The following is an 18727-nucleotide window of genomic DNA, read 5'->3' as shown; positions in this document are numbered from 1 at the left end:
TTGTGGGTTTGATTGCAAAAAACTCGAAGTTGCCTGTGGTCGGTGCGCGCACTGTACCACTTTTATAATTGACCCACGAGGGGGTACGGTGCGTACACCGACTGCAAATAAGTATTAAAAATAACTTTTGGTTGCCGTGTGCCGCTATTGTGATAAATTAGGAGCAATAACTCGTTATATGGCATCTAATTTATTTCGCTTGTCTTTCCTGTGCTGCTTTGTGATGACCTTTCATGTTTCAGTGTTCGCACAAAGCCAAAGGTTGTATATTGAACCCAAGGTGCCTAATAACAAAGGCATCAATCCATTTAATTATGACAACAAGCTTTTTGTGGAGGGAAAGACTTACGTGTACGATTATTTCATTGTTAGAGGCCATGATACACTTAAGTATGCAATTGCATCACATCCTGATGGAACCAAGTCTTGGCATTACGTCCCAAGCAGGCAAAAGGACAGCAGCAAAGTTGAATATTTAGGTATAACCACATTAGGAAAAATAGGCCCGATTATGATGGATAAGCCGGATTATAATCAAACAGAAGTATTCCTGTACCATTATAATGCTGATATGAAACCATTGGAAACTGAACTCACTGGTGTGGTGGAGAACAAAGTTAACGTGTGGTTGCACCCCTTCCGCTTCCATGCGCTGGAAATATTGCAATTATCGCCATTCCCGTACATCAAGCTGCCGTATAAACCCGGGCAAACGTATGACTGGAAACTTGATGTAGGCGAAAAGTGGCCCGAGTTTCAGGCTTTTGATTGGAAGGGTAAGCTCACGCTGAATTGCAGATATGTGGTGCAGGGAAAGGAAATGCTGAACTTACCTGTTGGGAATATAGAAGCCACAAAAGTTGAAGCTATTGCCACCACAGCCAGCGGACGAAGTACACTTACCTCTTATTTTAATGAGCAATTCGGGTTTATAAAGCTGGTCTATCACAATTTAGACGGCTCAAGTATCACCATGATGCTTAAAGAAGTTAAATAAGAATGATTTGAAGTATGAAAGTGTTTGTATATGCGCTGCTTTATAATTGACCTGCCAGCGGATGGTGCGGTGATAACACCGACCACAGGCAGAAAGAAAGGGGCTATTTATTCTCTACCTCATAAGTTATTTTACTGCAACGTATTGAAAAGGTTGAATGGGGATCTTCTTTTAATTTTCCTAATCCATCGACCTGTATGGGAAAAAAGTCAACAATAACATTTCTATCATCTTGTAGTAGTAGAGCTTCAAATATAACAGAGCTTGAAAGTCTGGGCGTTTCTATTAGTCTAATATTTTTAACATCTGTAAATTGGAACATCACCCTTTCCCATGTTTCTGTTTTCCAATTAAAACAGGTGATATATGCATTCAGGTACTTATTGGTATCGGAACCGGATAAAATCTGGTACTCAATTTTTTCTATTACAGCATCACTAAATGTTCGATATTTATCCTTGATTTCTTGTATCATTTTGGACACCTCTTTCCTATTCACCGGCGTTTCTACTCCGATCCATCCGCCGCTCATAAATGTTTACAATTTTAATTTCTTGTAATAATAAATCGCACTTACCGCACCACCTCATTATCAATCAACCGCGTATTCCCCACCTGCGCTGCTGTTAAAGCCACCACATGCTCGGTGGTACTTCCTGCCCGGTGTAAAGTATCCGCATCAGCCAGTTCAAAGTATTCCAGTACCACGCCCGGTTCGGCGGCTATCAGCTGCTCGGCGTGCTGCTGCAGGGCGTAGAGGTTTTCGGGTTGGTAATGGGTTTTTACATAGTCAAGCGCGCGGTGCAGTACCAGGGCATGCTGGCGGTCGGCAGGGGTGAGGTGGATATTGCGCGAGCTCATGGCCAGGCCGTCGGCCTCGCGTTCAATGGGGCACATTACCAGCTGCACGGGCTGTTGGGTAAGTTCCAGCATCCTTTTAATCACCAATACCTGTTGGTAATCCTTCTGGCCAAAGTAGGCCTTGTTAGGCTTAATGATATCAAACAGTTTGTACACCACCTGGGTAACGCCCTGGTAATGGCCGGGCCGGAATTTGCCTTCCAGCAGGTGCTCCAGTTCGCCAATTTCTAAATGCCATTGCTCATTACCGTCATACATTTCGGTTACCGCCGGGTTAAACAATACATCGCAGCCAGCCTGCTCCAGTTTGGCTATGTCGGCCTCAATAGGGCGTGGATATTTTTCCAGGTCGGCGGCGTTGGTAAACTGTGTGGGGTTTACAAAAATACTGCATACCGTAATATTGGTTTCCTGCCGGGCACGGGCCAGCAACGAGAGGTGGCCCTTGTGCAGTGCACCCATGGTAGGTACAAAACCGATGGTTTTACCGGCGGCTTGCTGCTGCTGCAAATAAGCGCCGGCTTCGTGTTTGGTGGTAAAAATTTTCAAACCCTTAGCGTTGGTAAAAAGTGGGCTAAATTGTGTATTTCGCCAAATAATTCCAAAAGTACTTGCTCGTTTCGTTGATAAAAGCTAAAATAATGTGTATATTTGCACACTCAAATTATTTTGATTTCTTAACATATACTTAATACTGATTTGGAGATGGGTAAATCTAAGCTTTTGTTTATAACTCATGAAATGTCGCCTTTCCTTGATCTCACAAAAATTTCTGAAATTACCCGCCAGCTGCCACAAGCCATGCAGGACAAAGGCTTTGAGATTCGTATCCTGATGCCGCGTTTCGGAAACATTAATGAGCGCCGGAACCGACTGCATGAAGTTATACGCTTATCGGGGATGAATATCATTATTAATGACAATGACAATCCGTTAATTATCAAGGTAGCCTCTATACCCGCAGCACGTATGCAGGTATACTTCCTGGATAACGAAGAATATTTTCAGCGCAAGCATGTGTTTAATGACAAAGAAGGTAAATTTTATGCCGACAATGACGAGCGCATGATTTTCTTCTGCAAGGGTGCGATGGAAACGGTGAAGAAACTGGGCTGGTCGCCAGATATTGTGCATTGCCACGGCTGGATGAGTGCCCTGGTGCCAACTTACCTGAAAACTACGTATAAAGATGATCCTACTTTCAAACATTCAAAAGTGGTATATTCTATTTACGAAAATTCTTTCAGCGAGGCCCTGGCTCCTGAGTTTGCTGCCAAAGCCGTAATGGAGGATATGACCGAAGCTACGGTTGAAACTTTTAAGCCGGGTACCAGCGATGCCCTGTATGCAGGCGCTATCCAATACTCGGATGCCATTGTATTAGGCAGCGAAAACATCAGCGCTGATGTGTTAAATAATGTTAAAAACAGTCAAAAACCTGTTTTAGATTATTCGGCTACTGCTGATTTCGAAAATTATTACAATTTTTACGACGAAATCACCAATGATGAATTGGTAAACGTTGGATAAGATTTGAAACTTTATATGAAATTTTTACGATTAGACTTATTAACCCTGTTGATAAGTCTTTTTATTTTAGGCAGTTGTAAAAATACTGATACGGTAGGTTTACCTGTAAACAGTGAAGACCAGGTAACTGGTACACAACTGGTAAGTAATGATATTACGGTAAAAACCGAGCGGGTAGACAGCGTATTGACTACTGCGCTGGCTAAAACGCCTTTGGCTTATTTTAAAGACCCGGTACTGGGTACTACTGAAGCCAATGTAGTGAGCGGTGTAAGTTTGCCGCTGTCATCAGCCTATACCAAGCCCACCGGTACCATTACTACCGACTCGGCAGTGCTGGTGCTGCGTTATGCTGATGGCTTTTACGGCGATTCTTTAAACTCCAATTACCGTGTAAATGTATACCAGTTAAACGAATTGCCTTTGGCCAAACAGGTTTATTACAGCAATAAAAGCTGGAGTGTGGGCTCTGCGGTAATAGGCGGCCGTGCATTTAAGCCCTATACGCATACCAAAATCAAAATTACCGATATTGTACCCGGTAAAGCCGATACGCTGAAAACAGTACCTGCACAACTGCGCGTGCCTATTAATGCAGGTTTTATCAATAACAACTTCTGGAATGCCTCAACTTCCCAATTGGCTAATAATCCTGTCTTTCAGGCGGCCATTAAAGGTCTGTACCTGAAACTGGATCAAGGCCAGAGCGGCGTAGGCGGCAACATCATGTTCAATCTCGATTCGAGCCGGATTGACGTATATTATCGTAATGTGGGCGCTACCAGCACAGATACCGCTATCGTATCTTTACCTCTGGCCAATCATTCGGCCGAAATCAAACATACGTACAGCGCAGCTGTAAACAGCGCGATCAGCAGCACCAGCACCAACCCTGTATTTTATTTGCAGGGACTGGCGGGTTTAAAAGCGCGTATCGCTTTCCCGACGCTGACAACACTGTTTGGTAATGTAAATGCCAACAACATCATCCTGAACCGTGCAGAGCTGGTAATTACGCCTAACCCCGGCAGCGGGGTGCCATTTGTGCCGCAGCCAAAGCTTTCCATGTACCGCAATGACCTGGCCAAGCAGCCTACCTTGCTGCCTGATGCCAGTTCTGCCAGCAAATATTTTTTAAGTACAGGCATTTTCGGTGGGGGCTATAACAGTACGCTGCAATCTTACCGGTTTGTAGTCACCGGCTATTTACAGCAATTGCTGCGTGGACAGTTAACCGATTATGGTACTTATATTACGGCAGTAGATACCACCGCTACCTTGCAGAACAGTATCAACTACCTGCCCTCAGCCGAAACTGCAGGTCGAACCATAGCGGTAGGTACCGATAAGCTATCGGGGTATGGTATTAAGCTCAATATCTACTATACCAAAACTAACCAGTAAAATATACATCCCCCGCTTAGGGGGATTTTTTTTGCTTCAGCTTTTTAAAATATATTCGCCCCGGGTTTTGTTATACACAGATGACAGGGCGAAGCGTTAGGCTGTGTATAATTGACCCTTATTTTAAATTAAGAGCATTTATTTATGTGTGGAATTGTAGGATATATAGGTTTCAGGGATGCTTACCCCATTGTGATTAAAGGCTTGCACCGTTTGGAGTACCGCGGTTATGACAGCGCCGGCATTGCCCTGCAAACCGACAAGCTGAAAGTATATAAAAAGGCTGGTAAGGTAAGCGATCTCGAAAACTTTGTAAAAGATGTTGACCTGGGCGGCACCGCCGGCATGGGCCATACCCGCTGGGCTACCCACGGTGCCCCCAGCGACCGCAATTCACACCCGCATTCATCGGGTGACCGCCGGTTGACCATTATTCACAACGGCATTATTGAAAATTATGCTACCATCAAAGAAGCATTGTTAGCTAAAGGCCATACCTTCAAGAGCGATACTGATACCGAAGTGCTGGTGCACCTGGTAGAAGATATCCAGCACGAAACCGGCCTCGAGCTGCAGGAAGCCGTGCGTGTGGCCTTAACTACGGTAATTGGCGCTTATGCTATTGTGATAATGAGTGTTGATGATCCAGGCCTGTTGATTGCCGCCCGCAAAGGCAGCCCGATGGTAATTGGCGTAGGCGAAGGCGAATACTTTGTGGCCTCAGATGCTACGCCCATTGTAGAGTACACCAAAAATGTAATCTACCTGAATGATAACGAGATTGCTTACATCCGCCGGGATGACCTGCTGATTAAGCATATTGATAATACTATCCAAACCCCTTACATTCAAAAGCTCGACCTGCAGCTGGAAATGCTGGAAAAAGGCGGTTACGAGCATTTTATGCTCAAAGAGATTTATGAGCAGCCCCGCTCCATCCGCGATTGTATGCGCGGCCGTATTTATCCTAATGAGGGCAAGGTACAGTTGGGCGGTATTAAAGAGTATACGGATAAACTCAAAAACATCGACCGTATCATCATCGTGGCCTGCGGTACCTCGTGGCATGCCGGTTTGGTGGGCGAATATTTGATTGAAGAATATGCCCGTGTACCGGTAGAGGTAGAATATGCCTCCGAGTTCAGGTATCGTAACCCGATTATCTCCGAGAAAGACCTGGTAATTGCCATTTCACAATCCGGCGAAACAGCCGATACTATGGCTGCGCTGGAACTGGCTAAAGAGAAAGGTGCTACCTTGTTCGGTATCTGTAACGTGGTAGGCGCTTCCATTCCGCGCTTAACGGATGCCGGGGTGTATACCCATGCCGGCCCCGAAATTGGTGTAGCCTCTACCAAAGCCTTTACCGCGCAGGTTACCGTACTTACGCTGATGGCCTTCTATATTGCCCAGCAGCGCGGCACCATTAAGCAAAGCAAGCTGATTGAATTGCTGACCGAGCTGAACCAGATACCTGATTTGGTAGAGAAAGCCCTGCAAAGCAATGAGCATATTAAAGAGATTGCCGAAAAGTTTAAAGATAGCCGCAACTGCCTGTTTTTGGGCCGGGGCAGCTCATTCCCGGTAGCACTGGAAGGTGCGTTGAAGCTGAAGGAGATTTCTTACATCCATGCCGAAGGCTACCCGGCTGCCGAGATGAAGCATGGCCCGATTGCCCTCATCGACGAAGAAATGCCGGTGGTGTTTATTGCTACGCGCCATTCGTCATACGAGAAAGTGATCAGCAACATACAGGAAGTAAAGGCCCGTAAAGGCCAGGTGATTGCCATTGTATCGGAAGGTGATACTACGGTAAAGGGTATGGCCGATTATATTATCGAGATCCCGCAAACTGCCGAAGCTTTTGTGCCGCTGCTGGCCACCATCCCGCTGCAACTGCTGAGCTACCACATTGCCGTACTGCGCGGCTGCAACGTGGACCAGCCCCGCAACCTGGCCAAATCGGTAACGGTAGAGTAGAATCCAAAAGGATTTTTATTTCTCCCCCGGGAGGGCAGGGAGGGGTTTATATAAGAGATAAGTAAACGCCCATAACAAACCCCTAATGTCATGCTGAGCGAAAGCGAAGAACCTGTACTGAGGTAATCACTCGTACAAGTGCTTCGCTTTTTAATTTGAAAATACACTGCCACTTGTCACCCTGAGGCACTCGAAGGGTAGGTGCAGAGCCATTTATAGCAGCAGCCTGTGCGCCCATGCTTCGAGTGCCTCAGCATGACAACACTAATGTCATTGCGAGGAGGAACGACGTGGCAACCGCTTGCTATACAGAGGCGCAAATGCCTCCGTGCGATTGCCACGCTGTCGCTCGCAATGACAAAAGCAGATTATTCTCCCGCCAAAAATCTCCCCAACTTCAGATACGCCTTATACCGCTCGGCATACACCGGTACCAGCTCTGCATTGGGCGTATACTCCACATCAAAACCGGTCCCCATGGCCTGCATGGCGGCTTCGGTATCGGGGTGGATGCCCGCTACCACCGAGGCAAACATGGCCGCGCCCAGGGCGCAGGTATGCTCAAACTGGTGGATACGGATAGGCATATTCAGTACATCGGCCATTAGCTGCATCACAAAGGGCGATTTTTTGGCCACGCCGCCAATGCCAATGATGCCCTTCACGGGGATACCTTCTTCGATATACCGATCCACAATACTCTTGGCTCCGAAACACGTTGCCTCGGCCAGTGCCCGGAATACTTGTGGCGCATCAGAACCCAGGGTTAAGCCGGTAAGCGCGCCCTGCAGCAGCGGGTTGGCATCCGGCGTACGGCGGCCGTTCAACCAGTCGATAGCCAGTTCGCTTTGTTGGGCAGGGGGCAGCAGGGCTGCCTGGCGGTTGAGTTCGTATAGCAGCTGGCCTTCCAGTTCTTGAGCCAATTTAACGGCGGTATCAGCGTCTATTACTTTCGATTGCGACAGCATTGTTTTTATCGGCCACGAAATCAGGTTTTTGAACCAGGCGTATACATCGCCGAAGGCAGATTGCCCGGCTTCGAGGCCAATGAGGCCAGGGATGATGGAGCCGTTTACCTGGCCGCAGATGCCTTTTACGGGTTTGTGCTGCACATCGGCAGGCGGGGCTACCAGCATATCGCAGGTGGAGGTGCCCATTACCTTACTGAGGTAGTAGGGTTCAATTTGCCCGCCTACGGCTCCCATGTGGGCATCAATAGCACCGGTACCGATAATTACATCAGTAGACAAGCCCAAACGCTGCGCCCACTCGGCGCTGAGGGTACCGGCGGCATGGTCGGCCGTATAGGTATCGGTAAACAGGCGTTGGGTAAAGCCGCTTAATACGGGGTCTAAGGTGCTGAAAAATTCATCGGGGGGTAGGCCGCCAAACTCTTCGGCCCAGAGGGCTTTGTGGCCGGCAGCACAGCGGCTGCGTTTCATTTGGTGCACGTCCGTTCCGCCGGTGAGCAGGAAAGATACCCAGTCGCAATGCTCTACCCAGGAGTAGCAGGCCTCGCGCACCCCGGCATCATGCCGCAGGGTACGCAGTAATTTAGACCAAAACCATTCGGACGAGTAGATGCCGCCGGAATATTTCAAATAATCGCCCCCGAAAGTGGCCGCATGGGCGTTGATTTCGGCGGCCTCGGGCACGGCGGTATGGTCTTTCCACAAGATGAACATGGCGTTGGGGTTTTCGGCAAAACCGGGCAGCAGGGCCAGCGGTACGCCCTGGGCGTTAACCGCCACGGGCGTAGAACCGGTGGTATCTACCGAAATGCCTTTTACCCGCCCGGCCACCGCCTCGCCGCCGGCCATACGGAGGCAGGCTTTGATAGTGCTTTCCAGCCCCTCCAGGTAATCCAGCGGGTGCTGCCTGAACTGGTTGGCGGCGGCATTGCAGTACAGGCCCTGTTTCCAGCGCGGGTACTCGTATACCGAGGTGGCCAGTTCCTGCCCGTTCAGCGCATTCAGCAGCACCGACCGCACCGAATCCGTCCCATAATCCACCCCGATCACCAAAGGTTCATTGTTCATATTTAGTTGTATTGGTTGAGGGAAAGATAGGGAATTGAGGGGAGGGATGCAATGACATTAATTTTTAAGCCGCCATTAACATTGATTTGGAACACATGTTAATACAACATGGATAAGTGTGTATCTTGTGATGTTATGGCTAATATGGAAGTTTTTGTAGGAGAAATTGCTAAAATAGCTTTAAAGCATTTACTCAAGAAGTATGACGTTGGAGAAATATATAGCTCTCCTGCAATAGTTGGTTATTATAAGGAGGAAAATTATTATGTATGTTTTGATAACTCACATTGGAACTGCTGGGTAGAACAAGCAAAAACTGAAGATATGGCTATTAAGTGGTGTTTGGGTTTAATAGAAGCGGATGAATTGTATTTTGGTAAAAATGATTAGTTTGCCTCAACCATTTATTAATCAATGAAACAGAACGAAGCAGTACGGTTAGCTTTAGAGAACTTAGGGGGAAGTGCAACATTGGAGCAGTTGAACTACGAAACGCTGAAAATTAAAGACTGCGTTTGGAAAACGAAAACCCCTTTCGCCAGCATCCGACGTATCGTACAAACGGACCCTAAATACATTTATAAAATTAAGCCGGGATTATATGGACTGCTTGCTTACGAAAAGCAAAATGAGGCTAAAGGACTAATTCAGGAAACTGCAAAAAATAAAGATTCAAAAGAAGTTATAGAACTTAATCACTCTTATTATCAAGGTGTGTTGGTGAAAGTAGGTAATTTGAAAAAGCTAAATACTTTCGTGCCTAATCAGGATAAGAATAGAATTTTTTTAGGACAGACTTTGGGAGAGTTGAGAACTTTTAATGCAGTGCCCAAATTTAGTTATGACAGTACTTTACAGCGCAGTTCTACTATTGATGTAATATGGTTTAATGAGCGAAGCATGCCACATTCACTTTTTGAGGTGGAGCATTCCACGGACATCCAAAATTCCTTGTTAAAGTTTAATGACTTACAGGACTTTTATACAAGGATGGTCGTAGTAGCAGATAAAGCGCGGAGAACTGAATATGAGAGCAAGATTAAATATTCTTCTTTTGGTGCTTTGAATACAAGTAAACGGGTAAACTTTTTGGATTATGATGCTTTGATAAAACAATATGAAGATTTAGTTGAGGCTGAAAAATTTGAGTTTATATTATAGGTAATCTTATTACATACTTATATAGCAAAAAATTAAATATGCCAAGGAAAACAACTAAGTTGATGCTAACATCAATATTTTCTGACAATGTGGTTGTTAGCATCAACTACAATTTGTAATCCGTCTGATTCTTTAATTTCAAATCCTAACGGGGTTTCCCAAACGCCTGGCCCTCCCTTCCAATAAATGCTCTTATCTCTACCAAAATCCCTTGCAAAATCCTCTTCAAAAATATCGATGGTGTCTTCATTAATAGACGTGATTTTTACCCATTCGACATGCGATATACCAATTCCTCCTTCATCAATGAAGCTTTTTTTTATTACAATATTTTCTCTTTCTCCTTTTGCTGCAATTGATGGGTAAACTAAACCAAAAATATGATTATGTCTTATAAGAACATCTGCAATAGCGGTAGTAAGCTTGTATAAATGTATTTTATCAGTTGTTATATTTTGGGAGAAGGTTTTAGCTAAATAATTTTCAAGAAATTTGTTCTCATCTGTTAAACAAAGCTCATTCTTTTCGACAAAAGAATGAGGAACTTCTCTATTGGTTTTTAATGACTCAAAATTTGAATCTGTAAATCCGATTTTGGCAACTTCTAAGTTCTTTTCAATTTTATATTGTACTAAAGCTACATAAGATCCCACTGCGGGTTTAACTTCAAATAAAGGTGTCCCTTTTGTAGTAGAGCAGTAGAGCACTGGAACGCCATGTCGATTAGCCCTATTCTGCCTGGCAATATTTGAAGGAGGGTAACTTAAGTAATCAAAGTTATGTGGCTTTGTACCATATGGAATGGCTCTAAAAAGGCTACCGCCTTTTGGAAAGATAACAGTTGTACTCAAATAACCTTTAACTAAATCTTTAACAAGATTTAATAAGTCATCATAAGGACAAGTATGTAAATCGATACTTTCTAATCGATTAATATTCTTAGATATGGTTTCTATATCTAATGTAGTATTTAAAAGATTAGGCTTTGTAAATAAGGAATTGATTATTTTTTGAAAGGCCCATGTCATATTATCCCAAAGTATACTATAAAATTTAAAAAATAAGGATTTGAATCAACATTAATGCAAGCAAAAAGGTATCTGCGCTTCTGTATAATATGCGATTGCTATGCTCCCGCTCGCAATGACAAAGTTTTATATATATATCATTAAATTAATTTATTTCACCAGCTCCAACTTCGCAAAAAAGTCATTCAGCATCAACTGCACATCCAACTGCTGGTACACCCGTATGTTGCGCCCGGTGGAGTTGTACTCGTAGCCGCCCTCGGTGTTGAGGCGGGGTGTGGGCAGCAGCGTATAGGTGCTCGAGGAGGGGTCGGCCTCGAATGAGGATTGCAGGGCGGTGAGCAGCACCAGCGGACTATCGCCCACCACATAAGTTTCGCCTATGTTGAGCTTCCATTGCCGGGTTTTGGCCATCAGAGTTTCAACGGCATGGGTTAAATAAGCGCCCAGTTTGCCTTTGGGTTTTACCTGCGTAAGCAGCTGGCTATAGGGCAGCAGTGCCTGGCGGTAAGCATTACGGGGCACCTGCCACAGGCGCAGCTGCGTGCGGTTAAACACCGCCCGGGTGGCCGCCATATCAATATTCACATTGTACTCGGGGTTAGTGTAATTGGGCGGTGGCAGGGCCTGCCCGGCATGCTCGGGGCCGCCAATCCAAACCAGGGTGAGTTTGCCGGCAATTTCGGGACGGGTAAGGGCGGCCGAAGCAATCTCGGTGAGTCCGCCGCCGCAGAGTACGTACAGGGGTAGTTGGGTATCGGTGCGCAGGGCTTCTTTAATCAAAAAATCCACCGCGGCACTGTGTACCGGGGTGCTGTCGTTCGGCATGGCGGTATTGGAGCCGGCCAGTACCGGTACCAGGCCTTGCAGGCCCATCACTTTCAACAATTCGGTGGCCTTTTGGGCGGCATGGTCTGCCTGCTGCGCCGAAGGATCGAACCCATCGCCCGCCCGCAGGTGCGAGCCAATTACGGCCCTTACTTCCACCGAAGGCGACAGCATCAAATGCGCCAGCGCAAACAAACCATCCGGGTCGCCGCCAAAATCATTATCTATAATTACCCGCATACGCGGCTGCACCAGCGGTGAAAGCGTGGATTGTGCCAGGCTACTGGCGGTAAGGGCAAATAGCAAGCATGCAAGGTGAATAAATTTTAGCATGTAAGGGTGAGTTGTGGCTAATGCAAGTATAAATATTTTTGCCTGCTGTTATGCCAAAATAAGGGAGATGCCACCTGATATAGTTCATGGCATACGGAGTGAAAGCGAAGCACCTGTACATTAATTTACCACATGAGCTAATATTGTCATGCTGAGGCACTCGAAGCATGGTTGCACAAGCCTTACATAGCAACGTTTCTGCACCTACCCTTCGACGGGGCTCAGGGTGACAAGCGGTAATGCTGGTTTGTTTGTCCAATCTCTTGCATAAATACTTATCTAATCACCAACTTGTCATTTCGACCGTAGGGAGAAATCTTCTTCATCAAGCCGGTTTTCAGCACAATTATCGCTTAAAGAAGATTTCTTCCTACGGTCGAAATGACAATATGAAAGATGTAGAATAATCAAGCGTACAAGTACTTCGCTATCAATCAGTATAATAAATAAGGTAAACGGGTTGAAAAATCAACATTGTTGTACTGACACGTTGATGCCACTGCTGCGCGAGGTGCTGCGTGGTGCTGCGGGTGCTGCGCACTGCTGCAGGGTGCTGCGCCTGCTGCGTAGTGCTCCGCCTGCTGCGTCTGCTGCACGCAGCACCTACGCAGCAGGGCACAGCATATAAAAAAGGCAGATTTGCGGGTGTGCAAATCTGCCTTCTTTATTGTTTAAGACATCAATAGCTTATCCGGCGTAATCGGCAGCTCGCGGATGCGCTTGCCAGTGGCGTTGTAAATGGCGTTAGCCACGGCGGCCGCCATACCGATGAGGGCAATTTCGCCCATGCCTTTGGCACCTATGGGGTTTACCTTATAATCAGGTTTATTCACAAACAGCGCGTCAATCTGCGGGATATCCGCACTGATGGGCACATGATAATCGGCCAGCGTGTTGTTGATATACCGGCCGTAACGGTGGTCAATGATGCCTTCTTCCATCAGCGCCATACCAATGCCGCCAATAGCACCGCCTACCACCTGGCTGCGCGCCGTTTTAGGGCTCACAATATGGCCTGAGTCGGCTACGGATACCACACGGTCCACCTTCACTACACCGGTAGCCGGGTTCACCAGCACTTTAATAAAGTGTACTGAGAATGAATACATCGAGTATTTACGCGATTCCTGATCGCCCTGCGAAGCTAGGGTAACGTCCAACTGCGGCAGGTTCTTTTGCTTTAGTATGGTTGCATAATCCGGCTTGTCGGTACCGCCGTTACCCAGCAACTGCTGAAACTTCTCGCGCAGCGCCGCACACACATCATGCACCGCCGAACCTACGGTAGATGTAATCATCGAGCCCCCCTGTGTAGGCGAAGGCGGCAATGATGAATCGCCCAGTTCGTATTTAATCCGCTCAGGCGGGATACCCATTACCTCCGAGGCCACTTGCACCATTACCGTACCAGTACCCGGGCCGATATCACTCACGGCTGTTTGAAGGAGCAGGGTACCGTCGGCACGCATGGTCGCTTTTACCGTAGCACGGCCACGCCCGGCACCAAAAGTACCCGAGCCCATGCCATAGCCCACCAGCCAGCCGTTTTCTTTTAATGTAGCGGGTTGCAGTTTGCGTTCCTTCCAACCAATGCGGTCGGCACCCAATTCATAAGCTTCTTTTAGATATTTAGTACTGAAGGGTTTGCCGTTCTCGGGGTCAACATCTGCATGGTTGCGTACCCGCAGTTCAATAGGGTCAAGGTCGAGCTTGGCCGCCAGTTCGTCCATGGCGCATTCCAGCGCTACGGCACCTGTGGCTTCGCCGGGTCCGCGCATCCAGGTAGGGGTACTTACATCGAGGCCGGTAATTTTATATTGTGTGCCTACGTTGGGGCAGGCATACATAAAGCGCGTCATGTTTACGGTCCCCTCGGTAAACTCTTCATAACTGCTGGTTTGCGCCGTAGCAATGTGATAGATACCGGTAAGTTTACCATCAGCAGTAGCACCCAGGCTAATCTTCTGCCAGGTAAAAGGACGGTAACCAACCGAGTTGAACATGGCGGTACGGGTAAGCACCAGTTTTACCGGCTTTTTTACCATTTGTGCAGCCATGACTGCAGCAATTTCATGCGGCCAGGTACGCAGTGCGGCACCAAAGGCACCGCCTACAAACTTGGAGTTTACCTGCACATTCTCCGGCTTTAATTTAAAGGCCTGCGCAATGCTGCTTTGGGTTGATTTTACACCCTGGGTTTTATCCCATACGGTTACTTTATCCTCGGCATCCCAGCGGGCAATTATGGCGTGCAGCTCCATCGGGTTATGCACGTTGATGGGTACCAGGTATTCGGCTTCTACTTTTACCGGCGCATTGTCGAGCGCAGTTTTATCGCCGCGCTGATAGTCGGCAAAGCGTTCACCTTTTGGGGTGGTGGCTTTATCCATCGCCTTCATGGTATCGGTTTGGTATGATTCTTTGGTGTATTGGACTTTAACCAGTCCGGCGGCATGGGTAGCGCGCTCAAAGCTATCAGCAATTACCATGGCTACCGGCTGCCCGTTGAACCATATCTTTTCGTCGTAAAATAATTTCAGCGGACCGCCTTTAGTGGGTGGTTTGCTGGGGTCGCGACCGGTTTCATAGCCCGGTATCTTGGGGGCGTTCAGGTAAGTAATTACTGCCAGTACGCCTGGTGCACGCTCGGCGGCTTTGGTATCAATAGATTTGATCGCCCCTTTAGTAACAGTGCTATCGGTAAACACCGCGTAGGTGAGTCCCGGCTGATTATATTCGGCTGAGTAACGGGCACCGCCGGTCACTTTCAGGCGGCCGTCTACCCGGCTGATGGCGTTTAAGGTATCGTCTTTTACGTTCTTCATGTGTGGGTAGGATTTATGCCAGTCCTGCGGCGTGTTTTAAAGCTTCGGTAATACTGGCCGGAGCCATTTTTAATTTGAAAGCATTATTCTCATAGGCTTTAGCACCCTGCATAGCCAGCTGTGCCGCCTGCTGAAAAGTAGCCTCGGTAGCCGGTTTGCCTGCCAGAAATTTTTCGGCTTCCAGCAAACGCCAGGGTTTATGGGCTACGCCGCCCATGGCCAAACGGGCTTCGCGGATGGTGCCGTTTTCCAGGTGTAAGGCTGCCGCTACCGATACCAGGGCGAAGGCATAAGAAGCGCGGTCGCGTACTTTGAGGTAATAACTGTTTTTGGCGAAGTTGTTGGCGGGGATGAATACCTGTGTAATCAGTTCATCATGCGCCAGGTTATTGTCCAGTTGCGGGGTTTGGCCCGGCAGGCGGTGAAAATCAATAAACGGAATTATGCGTTTGCCTTTTCGGCTGGTGAGCTCCACCTTGGCGTCTAAAGCAACTAAGCCCACGCACATATCGCTGGGGTGTACGGCAATACATTTATCGCTCGCGCCAAAAATGGCATGCATGCGGTTAAAGCCGCCAATGGCAGCGCAGCCGGTGCCCGGTTCGCGCTTGTTGCAGGGCATGGTCACATCGTAAAAGTAATTACAACGGGTGCGCTGCATCATGTTGCCGCCTACTGTAGCCATGTTGCGCAATTGGGGTGAAGCGCCGGCATTGAGCGCCATAGACAGGAGCGGCAGGTGTTGTTTGATGATACTGCTTTCTGCTACTTGGCTGTTCAGGGCCAATGCGCCTACTGTTACACTGTTGCCATTAAGACTGATATTGCGGAGCGGCAGGTGCTGTATATCTACCAGTTTATCGGGCGACATCACACCGCGCTTCATTAAATCGACCAGGTTGCTACCGCCGGCCAAAATTTTGGTGCCGGGTTTGGTAATGGCTTCCAGTACGGCTTTCTGGTTGGCCGGACGAATGTATTGAAACTGCTTCATACCTGTTGCCCTCCTGCTTTTACTTCCTGAATGGCGTTTACAATATTAGGGTAGGCACCGCAGCGGCAAATGTTACCGCTCATATACTCGCGTATCTGGGCTTCTGAATTGGCATGCCCCTCGCGTATACAGCACACGGCTGACATGATTTGTCCCGGTGTACAATATCCGCATTGAAAACCATCGTGCTTAATAAAGGCCTCCTGCATGGGGTGCAGTTTGTCGCCTTTGGCCAAGCCCTCTATCGTAGTTATCTTTTTGCCTTCGGTGGTCATGGCTAAGGTAAGGCAGGAGTTAACCCGTTGACCGTTCACATGTACAGTACAGGCACCGCACTGGCCCAAATCGCAGCCTTTCTTGGTGCCGGTTAAATCCAGTTGCTCGCGCAGTAAATCCAGCAAAGTAACGCGGGGCTCAATGGAAAGACTATGCTTCATGCCGTTTACTTCAATGTGTAAAGGCATTTTTTCAAATACCCCGGCAATCTGCTCATCCAGATGCGCTTCGGCAGCTTTTACGGCTACGCCCGGCGTTAAAGCCACAGCAGTAAGCAAAGATGTTTGTTTCAGGAAATTACGGCGCGGATTATCTTGCGGCTGCTGTTCGGGCGGCAGGTTACAGCTATCTTTATCTTTCATAGAGTATTATCGCTAATGTATGTCAAGATAGTAGTTTTTATAATTGTCGTAAAAGTAAAATGCTTATTTATATGGATTAAAAATAGTATGTAGCCGCCAGAAGTTTAGTTTAAAATTACTACTATTGAAATAGCCAAAAACATCTGCTTGTTATGAACAAACTGTTTTCCTTCCCGCAGCAATTATCGGTTAATCTATTACGAATGCTGCTGCTTGCAGTGCTGTTGAATTGTTGCACTTTTGCCCATGCCCAGCCCAAACTGCGTGTGGTGGTGGCCGGCTTAAACCACGACCATGTGCACAATATTTTACATGCGTATACCGAGGGCAAGGTAAACATTATAGGTATAGCTGAACCTAACCGGCAGCTATGGAGCAAGTTTGGTCGCCAGTATCATCTGCCCGATTCACTGTTTTATCCTGATCTGGCACAACTTTTAAAGCGAAAGAAACCTGATGCCGTACTGGGGTATAATGAAGTGGCCGGCCATTTGCGCGTGGTACAAATTTGTGCGCCGCTGCACCTGCCGGTAATGGTAGAAAAACCTCTGGCTGCTACTTTGCAGCAAGCAAAGCAGATTGAACAACTGGCCAATCAATACAAAATTCAGGTATTGACCAATTACGAAACTACCTGGTACCCTTCGGTAACTGCCGTGCAAAATAAATTACAGGCAGATAGTATCGGTAAGATCAAAAAGATGGTGGTGCACGATGGTCACCAGGGACCGAAAGAAATTGGCTGCAATCCGGAGTTTTTGGCCTGGCTCACCGACCCGGTTACCAATGGTGCAGGGGCGCTGAATGATTTTGGCTGCTATGGGGCCGATATGATGACCTGGATGATGCAGGGCCGCAAACCCATAGCCGTAACAGCCATTACGCGGCATTATAAACCATCTGTTTACCCTAAAGTGGAGGATGATGCCACCATTGTACTGGAATACCCGGAAGCCACCGGCTTAATTGAAGCCTCTTGGAACTGGCCTTATTCGATAAAAGATTTAGAAGTGTTCGGTGAAACCGGCTATTATTATGCGCTGGATGATGTGCATATTTACAGCCGTATGCGCGAAAAGAAAATCAGCACACAGCAGGCGCAGCCACTGCCACAACTGAATGCCGACCCATTGGTATACCTTTCGGCCGTACTACATCACCAACTATCCGGAACGGATGATTTATCCTCCCTGAAATACAATATGATTGTAATGGAAATACTGGATGCGGCCAAGCGCTCGGCTGCTACCGGGAAGCGGGTGGTATTGTAAGTAAAAAGATTAAGCGTTAATTTCTTTTATCATTTTATTTAGTGTCATCAGGTTTTGCACTGCTTCGCCCATAGTGTTGTTAAAATAAGCATAAACCGTTTTGCCCTCTTGTTGCCAATCATGTATATAATGGGCGTACTCGTACAGAAAGTCGTCGCTGTAACTGCCGCGGTAGCCGCCCTGCGGACCGTGGAAGCGAAGGTAAACGAAATCAACATCACCTTCTTGTAGGGGGGCAGCAGAGGCGGGTAAATCATGCCATACCATGGCCATTTGGTGCTGGTCGAGCAGTTCATAAACCTCATCCTGGTACCAGGAACGGTTGCGGAACTCAACAGCTACCTGCCAGGCTTGCTGTTCATCGGCCTGCCGTATTTCCTGTAACAAATAATTCAGCTGCGGTAAATTTAGCGTAGTACTGGGTGGTAACTGTACCAGTAGTGCGCCTTTTTTATCACCAGCCTGGTGAATCACCTCCATGAATTTATGGATCAGGTCCGAATCAAAATTCAAACCTTTCTGATGGCTGATTTCCTGCCATAGTTTAAAAGTAAATTTAAAATCATCAGGTACTTCAGCAGCCCATTTAGCTACCGTTTTAGCCATGGGCAGTTTATAAAAGGTACTGTTCACTTCTACGCTGTTAAACAACGAGCCGTAATAGGTTAAGCGGCTTTTCTCCTGATATTCGGTTGGGTAGGCCTGCTTATTTTTAGCCGGTACTACTACGTTGCTGGTGCCGGAGAGAAAAGCAGGAGGAGTGTTAGATGGCATAAGTAAAGAATATAAAACAATACCTTACTTATCAACAACAGAAACAATGTTCAGCTTGTTCTAA

General features: G+C 47.2%; 17 protein-coding genes. 8 read left to right on the top strand and 9 right to left on the bottom strand.

Annotated features, from left to right (window positions below):
* The first annotated feature begins 178 nt into the window (after positions 1-178).
* Positions 179-997 carry a hypothetical protein gene (locus ACYVNW_RS12985; RefSeq protein ID WP_460680301.1) on the top strand — a complete coding sequence of 273 codons (819 nt, stop codon included), beginning with the start codon at positions 179-181 and terminating at the stop codon, positions 995-997.
* 103 nt (positions 998-1100) lie between these two features.
* Here the strand turns inward: ACYVNW_RS12985 and ACYVNW_RS12980 are convergent, their stop codons facing one another.
* Complete coding sequence (locus tag ACYVNW_RS12980) at positions 1101-1529, bottom strand: hypothetical protein (RefSeq protein WP_460680300.1); 429 nt, start codon at positions 1527-1529, stop codon at positions 1101-1103.
* A gap of 41 nt (positions 1530-1570) precedes the next feature.
* On the bottom strand, positions 1571-2407 hold the full coding sequence (gene panC / locus ACYVNW_RS12975) for a pantoate--beta-alanine ligase (protein ID WP_460680299.1): 837 nt from the start codon (positions 2405-2407) through the stop codon (positions 1571-1573).
* A 156-nt stretch (positions 2408-2563) separates the two neighbouring features.
* Between panC and ACYVNW_RS12970 the strand changes: the two genes are divergently transcribed.
* The 3 genes from ACYVNW_RS12970 to glmS all read left to right on the top strand — a co-directional run bounded on the left by ACYVNW_RS12970 (position 2564) and on the right by glmS (position 6772).
* Positions 2564-3388 (top strand): glycogen/starch synthase, encoded by an 825-nt coding sequence (locus ACYVNW_RS12970; RefSeq protein ID WP_460680298.1) that lies wholly within the window; start codon positions 2564-2566, stop codon positions 3386-3388.
* A gap of 15 nt (positions 3389-3403) precedes the next feature.
* Complete coding sequence (locus ACYVNW_RS12965) at positions 3404-4792, top strand: DUF4270 domain-containing protein (protein ID WP_460680297.1); 1389 nt, start codon at positions 3404-3406, stop codon at positions 4790-4792.
* A 144-nt stretch (positions 4793-4936) separates the two neighbouring features.
* Positions 4937-6772 carry a glutamine--fructose-6-phosphate transaminase (isomerizing) gene (gene glmS / locus ACYVNW_RS12960; RefSeq protein WP_460680296.1) on the top strand — a complete coding sequence of 612 codons (1836 nt, stop codon included), beginning with the start codon at positions 4937-4939 and terminating at the stop codon, positions 6770-6772.
* A gap of 368 nt (positions 6773-7140) precedes the next feature.
* On the opposite strand, the gene ACYVNW_RS12955 is transcribed toward glmS, so the two are convergent.
* Entirely contained in the window at positions 7141-8811 is a 1671-nt protein-coding gene (locus ACYVNW_RS12955) for a ribulokinase (RefSeq protein ID WP_460680295.1), read from the bottom strand.
* A 108-nt stretch (positions 8812-8919) separates the two neighbouring features.
* Here ACYVNW_RS12955 and ACYVNW_RS12950 point away from each other — a divergent pair, with 108 nt between their 5' ends.
* Entirely contained in the window at positions 8920-9201 is a 282-nt protein-coding gene (locus ACYVNW_RS12950; RefSeq protein ID WP_460680294.1) for a hypothetical protein, read from the top strand.
* A 24-nt stretch (positions 9202-9225) separates the two neighbouring features.
* Positions 9226-9972 (top strand): hypothetical protein, encoded by a 747-nt coding sequence (locus ACYVNW_RS12945; RefSeq protein WP_460680293.1) that lies wholly within the window; start codon positions 9226-9228, stop codon positions 9970-9972.
* Between the two features lie 71 nt (positions 9973-10043).
* On the opposite strand, the gene ACYVNW_RS12940 is transcribed toward ACYVNW_RS12945, so the two are convergent.
* Both ACYVNW_RS12940 and ACYVNW_RS12935 read right to left on the bottom strand, forming a co-directional pair.
* A complete protein-coding gene (locus ACYVNW_RS12940) occupies positions 10044-11000 on the bottom strand; it encodes an RES domain-containing protein (protein WP_460680292.1) in 957 nt (318 codons plus the stop codon).
* A gap of 150 nt (positions 11001-11150) precedes the next feature.
* Positions 11151-12161: a nucleoside hydrolase gene (locus ACYVNW_RS12935; RefSeq protein ID WP_460680291.1), complete on the bottom strand. Its 1011-nt coding sequence runs from the start codon at positions 12159-12161 to the stop codon at positions 11151-11153.
* A 460-nt stretch (positions 12162-12621) separates the two neighbouring features.
* On the opposite strand from ACYVNW_RS12935, the gene ACYVNW_RS12930 reads away from it, so the two are divergent.
* The gene (locus tag ACYVNW_RS12930; RefSeq protein ID WP_460680290.1) at positions 12622-12789 is read left to right on the top strand and encodes a hypothetical protein; all 168 of its coding nucleotides are present in this window, start codon (positions 12622-12624) and stop codon (positions 12787-12789) included.
* Positions 12790-12832: 43 nt separating this feature from the next.
* Here the strand turns inward: ACYVNW_RS12930 and ACYVNW_RS12925 are convergent, their stop codons facing one another.
* From ACYVNW_RS12925 to ACYVNW_RS12915, 3 genes are read right to left on the bottom strand one after another with little or no spacing between them, the layout of a single operon-like run.
* A complete protein-coding gene (locus ACYVNW_RS12925; RefSeq protein ID WP_460680289.1) occupies positions 12833-14986 on the bottom strand; it encodes a xanthine dehydrogenase family protein molybdopterin-binding subunit in 2154 nt (717 codons plus the stop codon).
* Positions 14987-14999: 13 nt separating this feature from the next.
* Positions 15000-15980 carry an FAD binding domain-containing protein gene (locus ACYVNW_RS12920; RefSeq protein WP_460680288.1) on the bottom strand — a complete coding sequence of 327 codons (981 nt, stop codon included), beginning with the start codon at positions 15978-15980 and terminating at the stop codon, positions 15000-15002.
* Positions 15977-16618 (bottom strand): (2Fe-2S)-binding protein, encoded by a 642-nt coding sequence (locus tag ACYVNW_RS12915; protein WP_460680287.1) that lies wholly within the window; start codon positions 16616-16618, stop codon positions 15977-15979. The genes ACYVNW_RS12920 and ACYVNW_RS12915 overlap by 4 nt, the downstream gene beginning before the upstream one ends.
* A 152-nt stretch (positions 16619-16770) precedes the next feature.
* Here ACYVNW_RS12915 and ACYVNW_RS12910 point away from each other — a divergent pair, with 152 nt between their 5' ends.
* A complete protein-coding gene (locus tag ACYVNW_RS12910; RefSeq protein ID WP_460680286.1) occupies positions 16771-17889 on the top strand; it encodes a Gfo/Idh/MocA family protein in 1119 nt (372 codons plus the stop codon).
* Between the two features lie 9 nt (positions 17890-17898).
* On the opposite strand, the gene ACYVNW_RS12905 is transcribed toward ACYVNW_RS12910, so the two are convergent.
* Positions 17899-18663 carry a DUF72 domain-containing protein gene (locus ACYVNW_RS12905; RefSeq protein ID WP_460680285.1) on the bottom strand — a complete coding sequence of 255 codons (765 nt, stop codon included), beginning with the start codon at positions 18661-18663 and terminating at the stop codon, positions 17899-17901.
* Between the last annotated feature and the right edge of the window lie 64 nt (positions 18664-18727).

Source organism: Mucilaginibacter koreensis (assembly GCF_054783355.1).
The sequence above is the reverse complement of the archived record's forward strand: the minus strand, read 5'-3'. Positions and strand labels throughout refer to the sequence as shown.

What these genes read in the sequence shown, in the direction of transcription:
- ACYVNW_RS12985 (WP_460680301.1), top strand. Translation starts at nt 179, where the DNA reads ATGGCATCTAATTTATTTCGCTTGTCTTTCCTGTGCTGCTTTGTGATG.
- ACYVNW_RS12980 (WP_460680300.1), bottom strand. Translation starts at nt 1,529, where the DNA reads ATGAGCGGCGGATGGATCGGAGTAGAAACGCCGGTGAATAGGAAAGAG.
- ACYVNW_RS12970 (WP_460680298.1), top strand. Translation starts at nt 2,564, where the DNA reads ATGGGTAAATCTAAGCTTTTGTTTATAACTCATGAAATGTCGCCTTTC.
- ACYVNW_RS12965 (WP_460680297.1), top strand. Translation starts at nt 3,404, where the DNA reads ATGAAATTTTTACGATTAGACTTATTAACCCTGTTGATAAGTCTTTTT.
- glmS (WP_460680296.1), top strand. Translation starts at nt 4,937, where the DNA reads ATGTGTGGAATTGTAGGATATATAGGTTTCAGGGATGCTTACCCCATT.
- ACYVNW_RS12955 (WP_460680295.1), bottom strand. Translation starts at nt 8,811, where the DNA reads ATGAACAATGAACCTTTGGTGATCGGGGTGGATTATGGGACGGATTCG.
- ACYVNW_RS12950 (WP_460680294.1), top strand. Translation starts at nt 8,920, where the DNA reads ATGGATAAGTGTGTATCTTGTGATGTTATGGCTAATATGGAAGTTTTT.
- ACYVNW_RS12945 (WP_460680293.1), top strand. Translation starts at nt 9,226, where the DNA reads ATGAAACAGAACGAAGCAGTACGGTTAGCTTTAGAGAACTTAGGGGGA.
- ACYVNW_RS12940 (WP_460680292.1), bottom strand. Translation starts at nt 11,000, where the DNA reads ATGACATGGGCCTTTCAAAAAATAATCAATTCCTTATTTACAAAGCCT.
- ACYVNW_RS12935 (WP_460680291.1), bottom strand. Translation starts at nt 12,161, where the DNA reads ATGCTAAAATTTATTCACCTTGCATGCTTGCTATTTGCCCTTACCGCC.
- ACYVNW_RS12925 (WP_460680289.1), bottom strand. Translation starts at nt 14,986, where the DNA reads ATGAAGAACGTAAAAGACGATACCTTAAACGCCATCAGCCGGGTAGAC.
- ACYVNW_RS12920 (WP_460680288.1), bottom strand. Translation starts at nt 15,980, where the DNA reads ATGAAGCAGTTTCAATACATTCGTCCGGCCAACCAGAAAGCCGTACTG.
- ACYVNW_RS12915 (WP_460680287.1), bottom strand. Translation starts at nt 16,618, where the DNA reads ATGAAAGATAAAGATAGCTGTAACCTGCCGCCCGAACAGCAGCCGCAA.
- ACYVNW_RS12910 (WP_460680286.1), top strand. Translation starts at nt 16,771, where the DNA reads ATGAACAAACTGTTTTCCTTCCCGCAGCAATTATCGGTTAATCTATTA.
- ACYVNW_RS12905 (WP_460680285.1), bottom strand. Translation starts at nt 18,663, where the DNA reads ATGCCATCTAACACTCCTCCTGCTTTTCTCTCCGGCACCAGCAACGTA.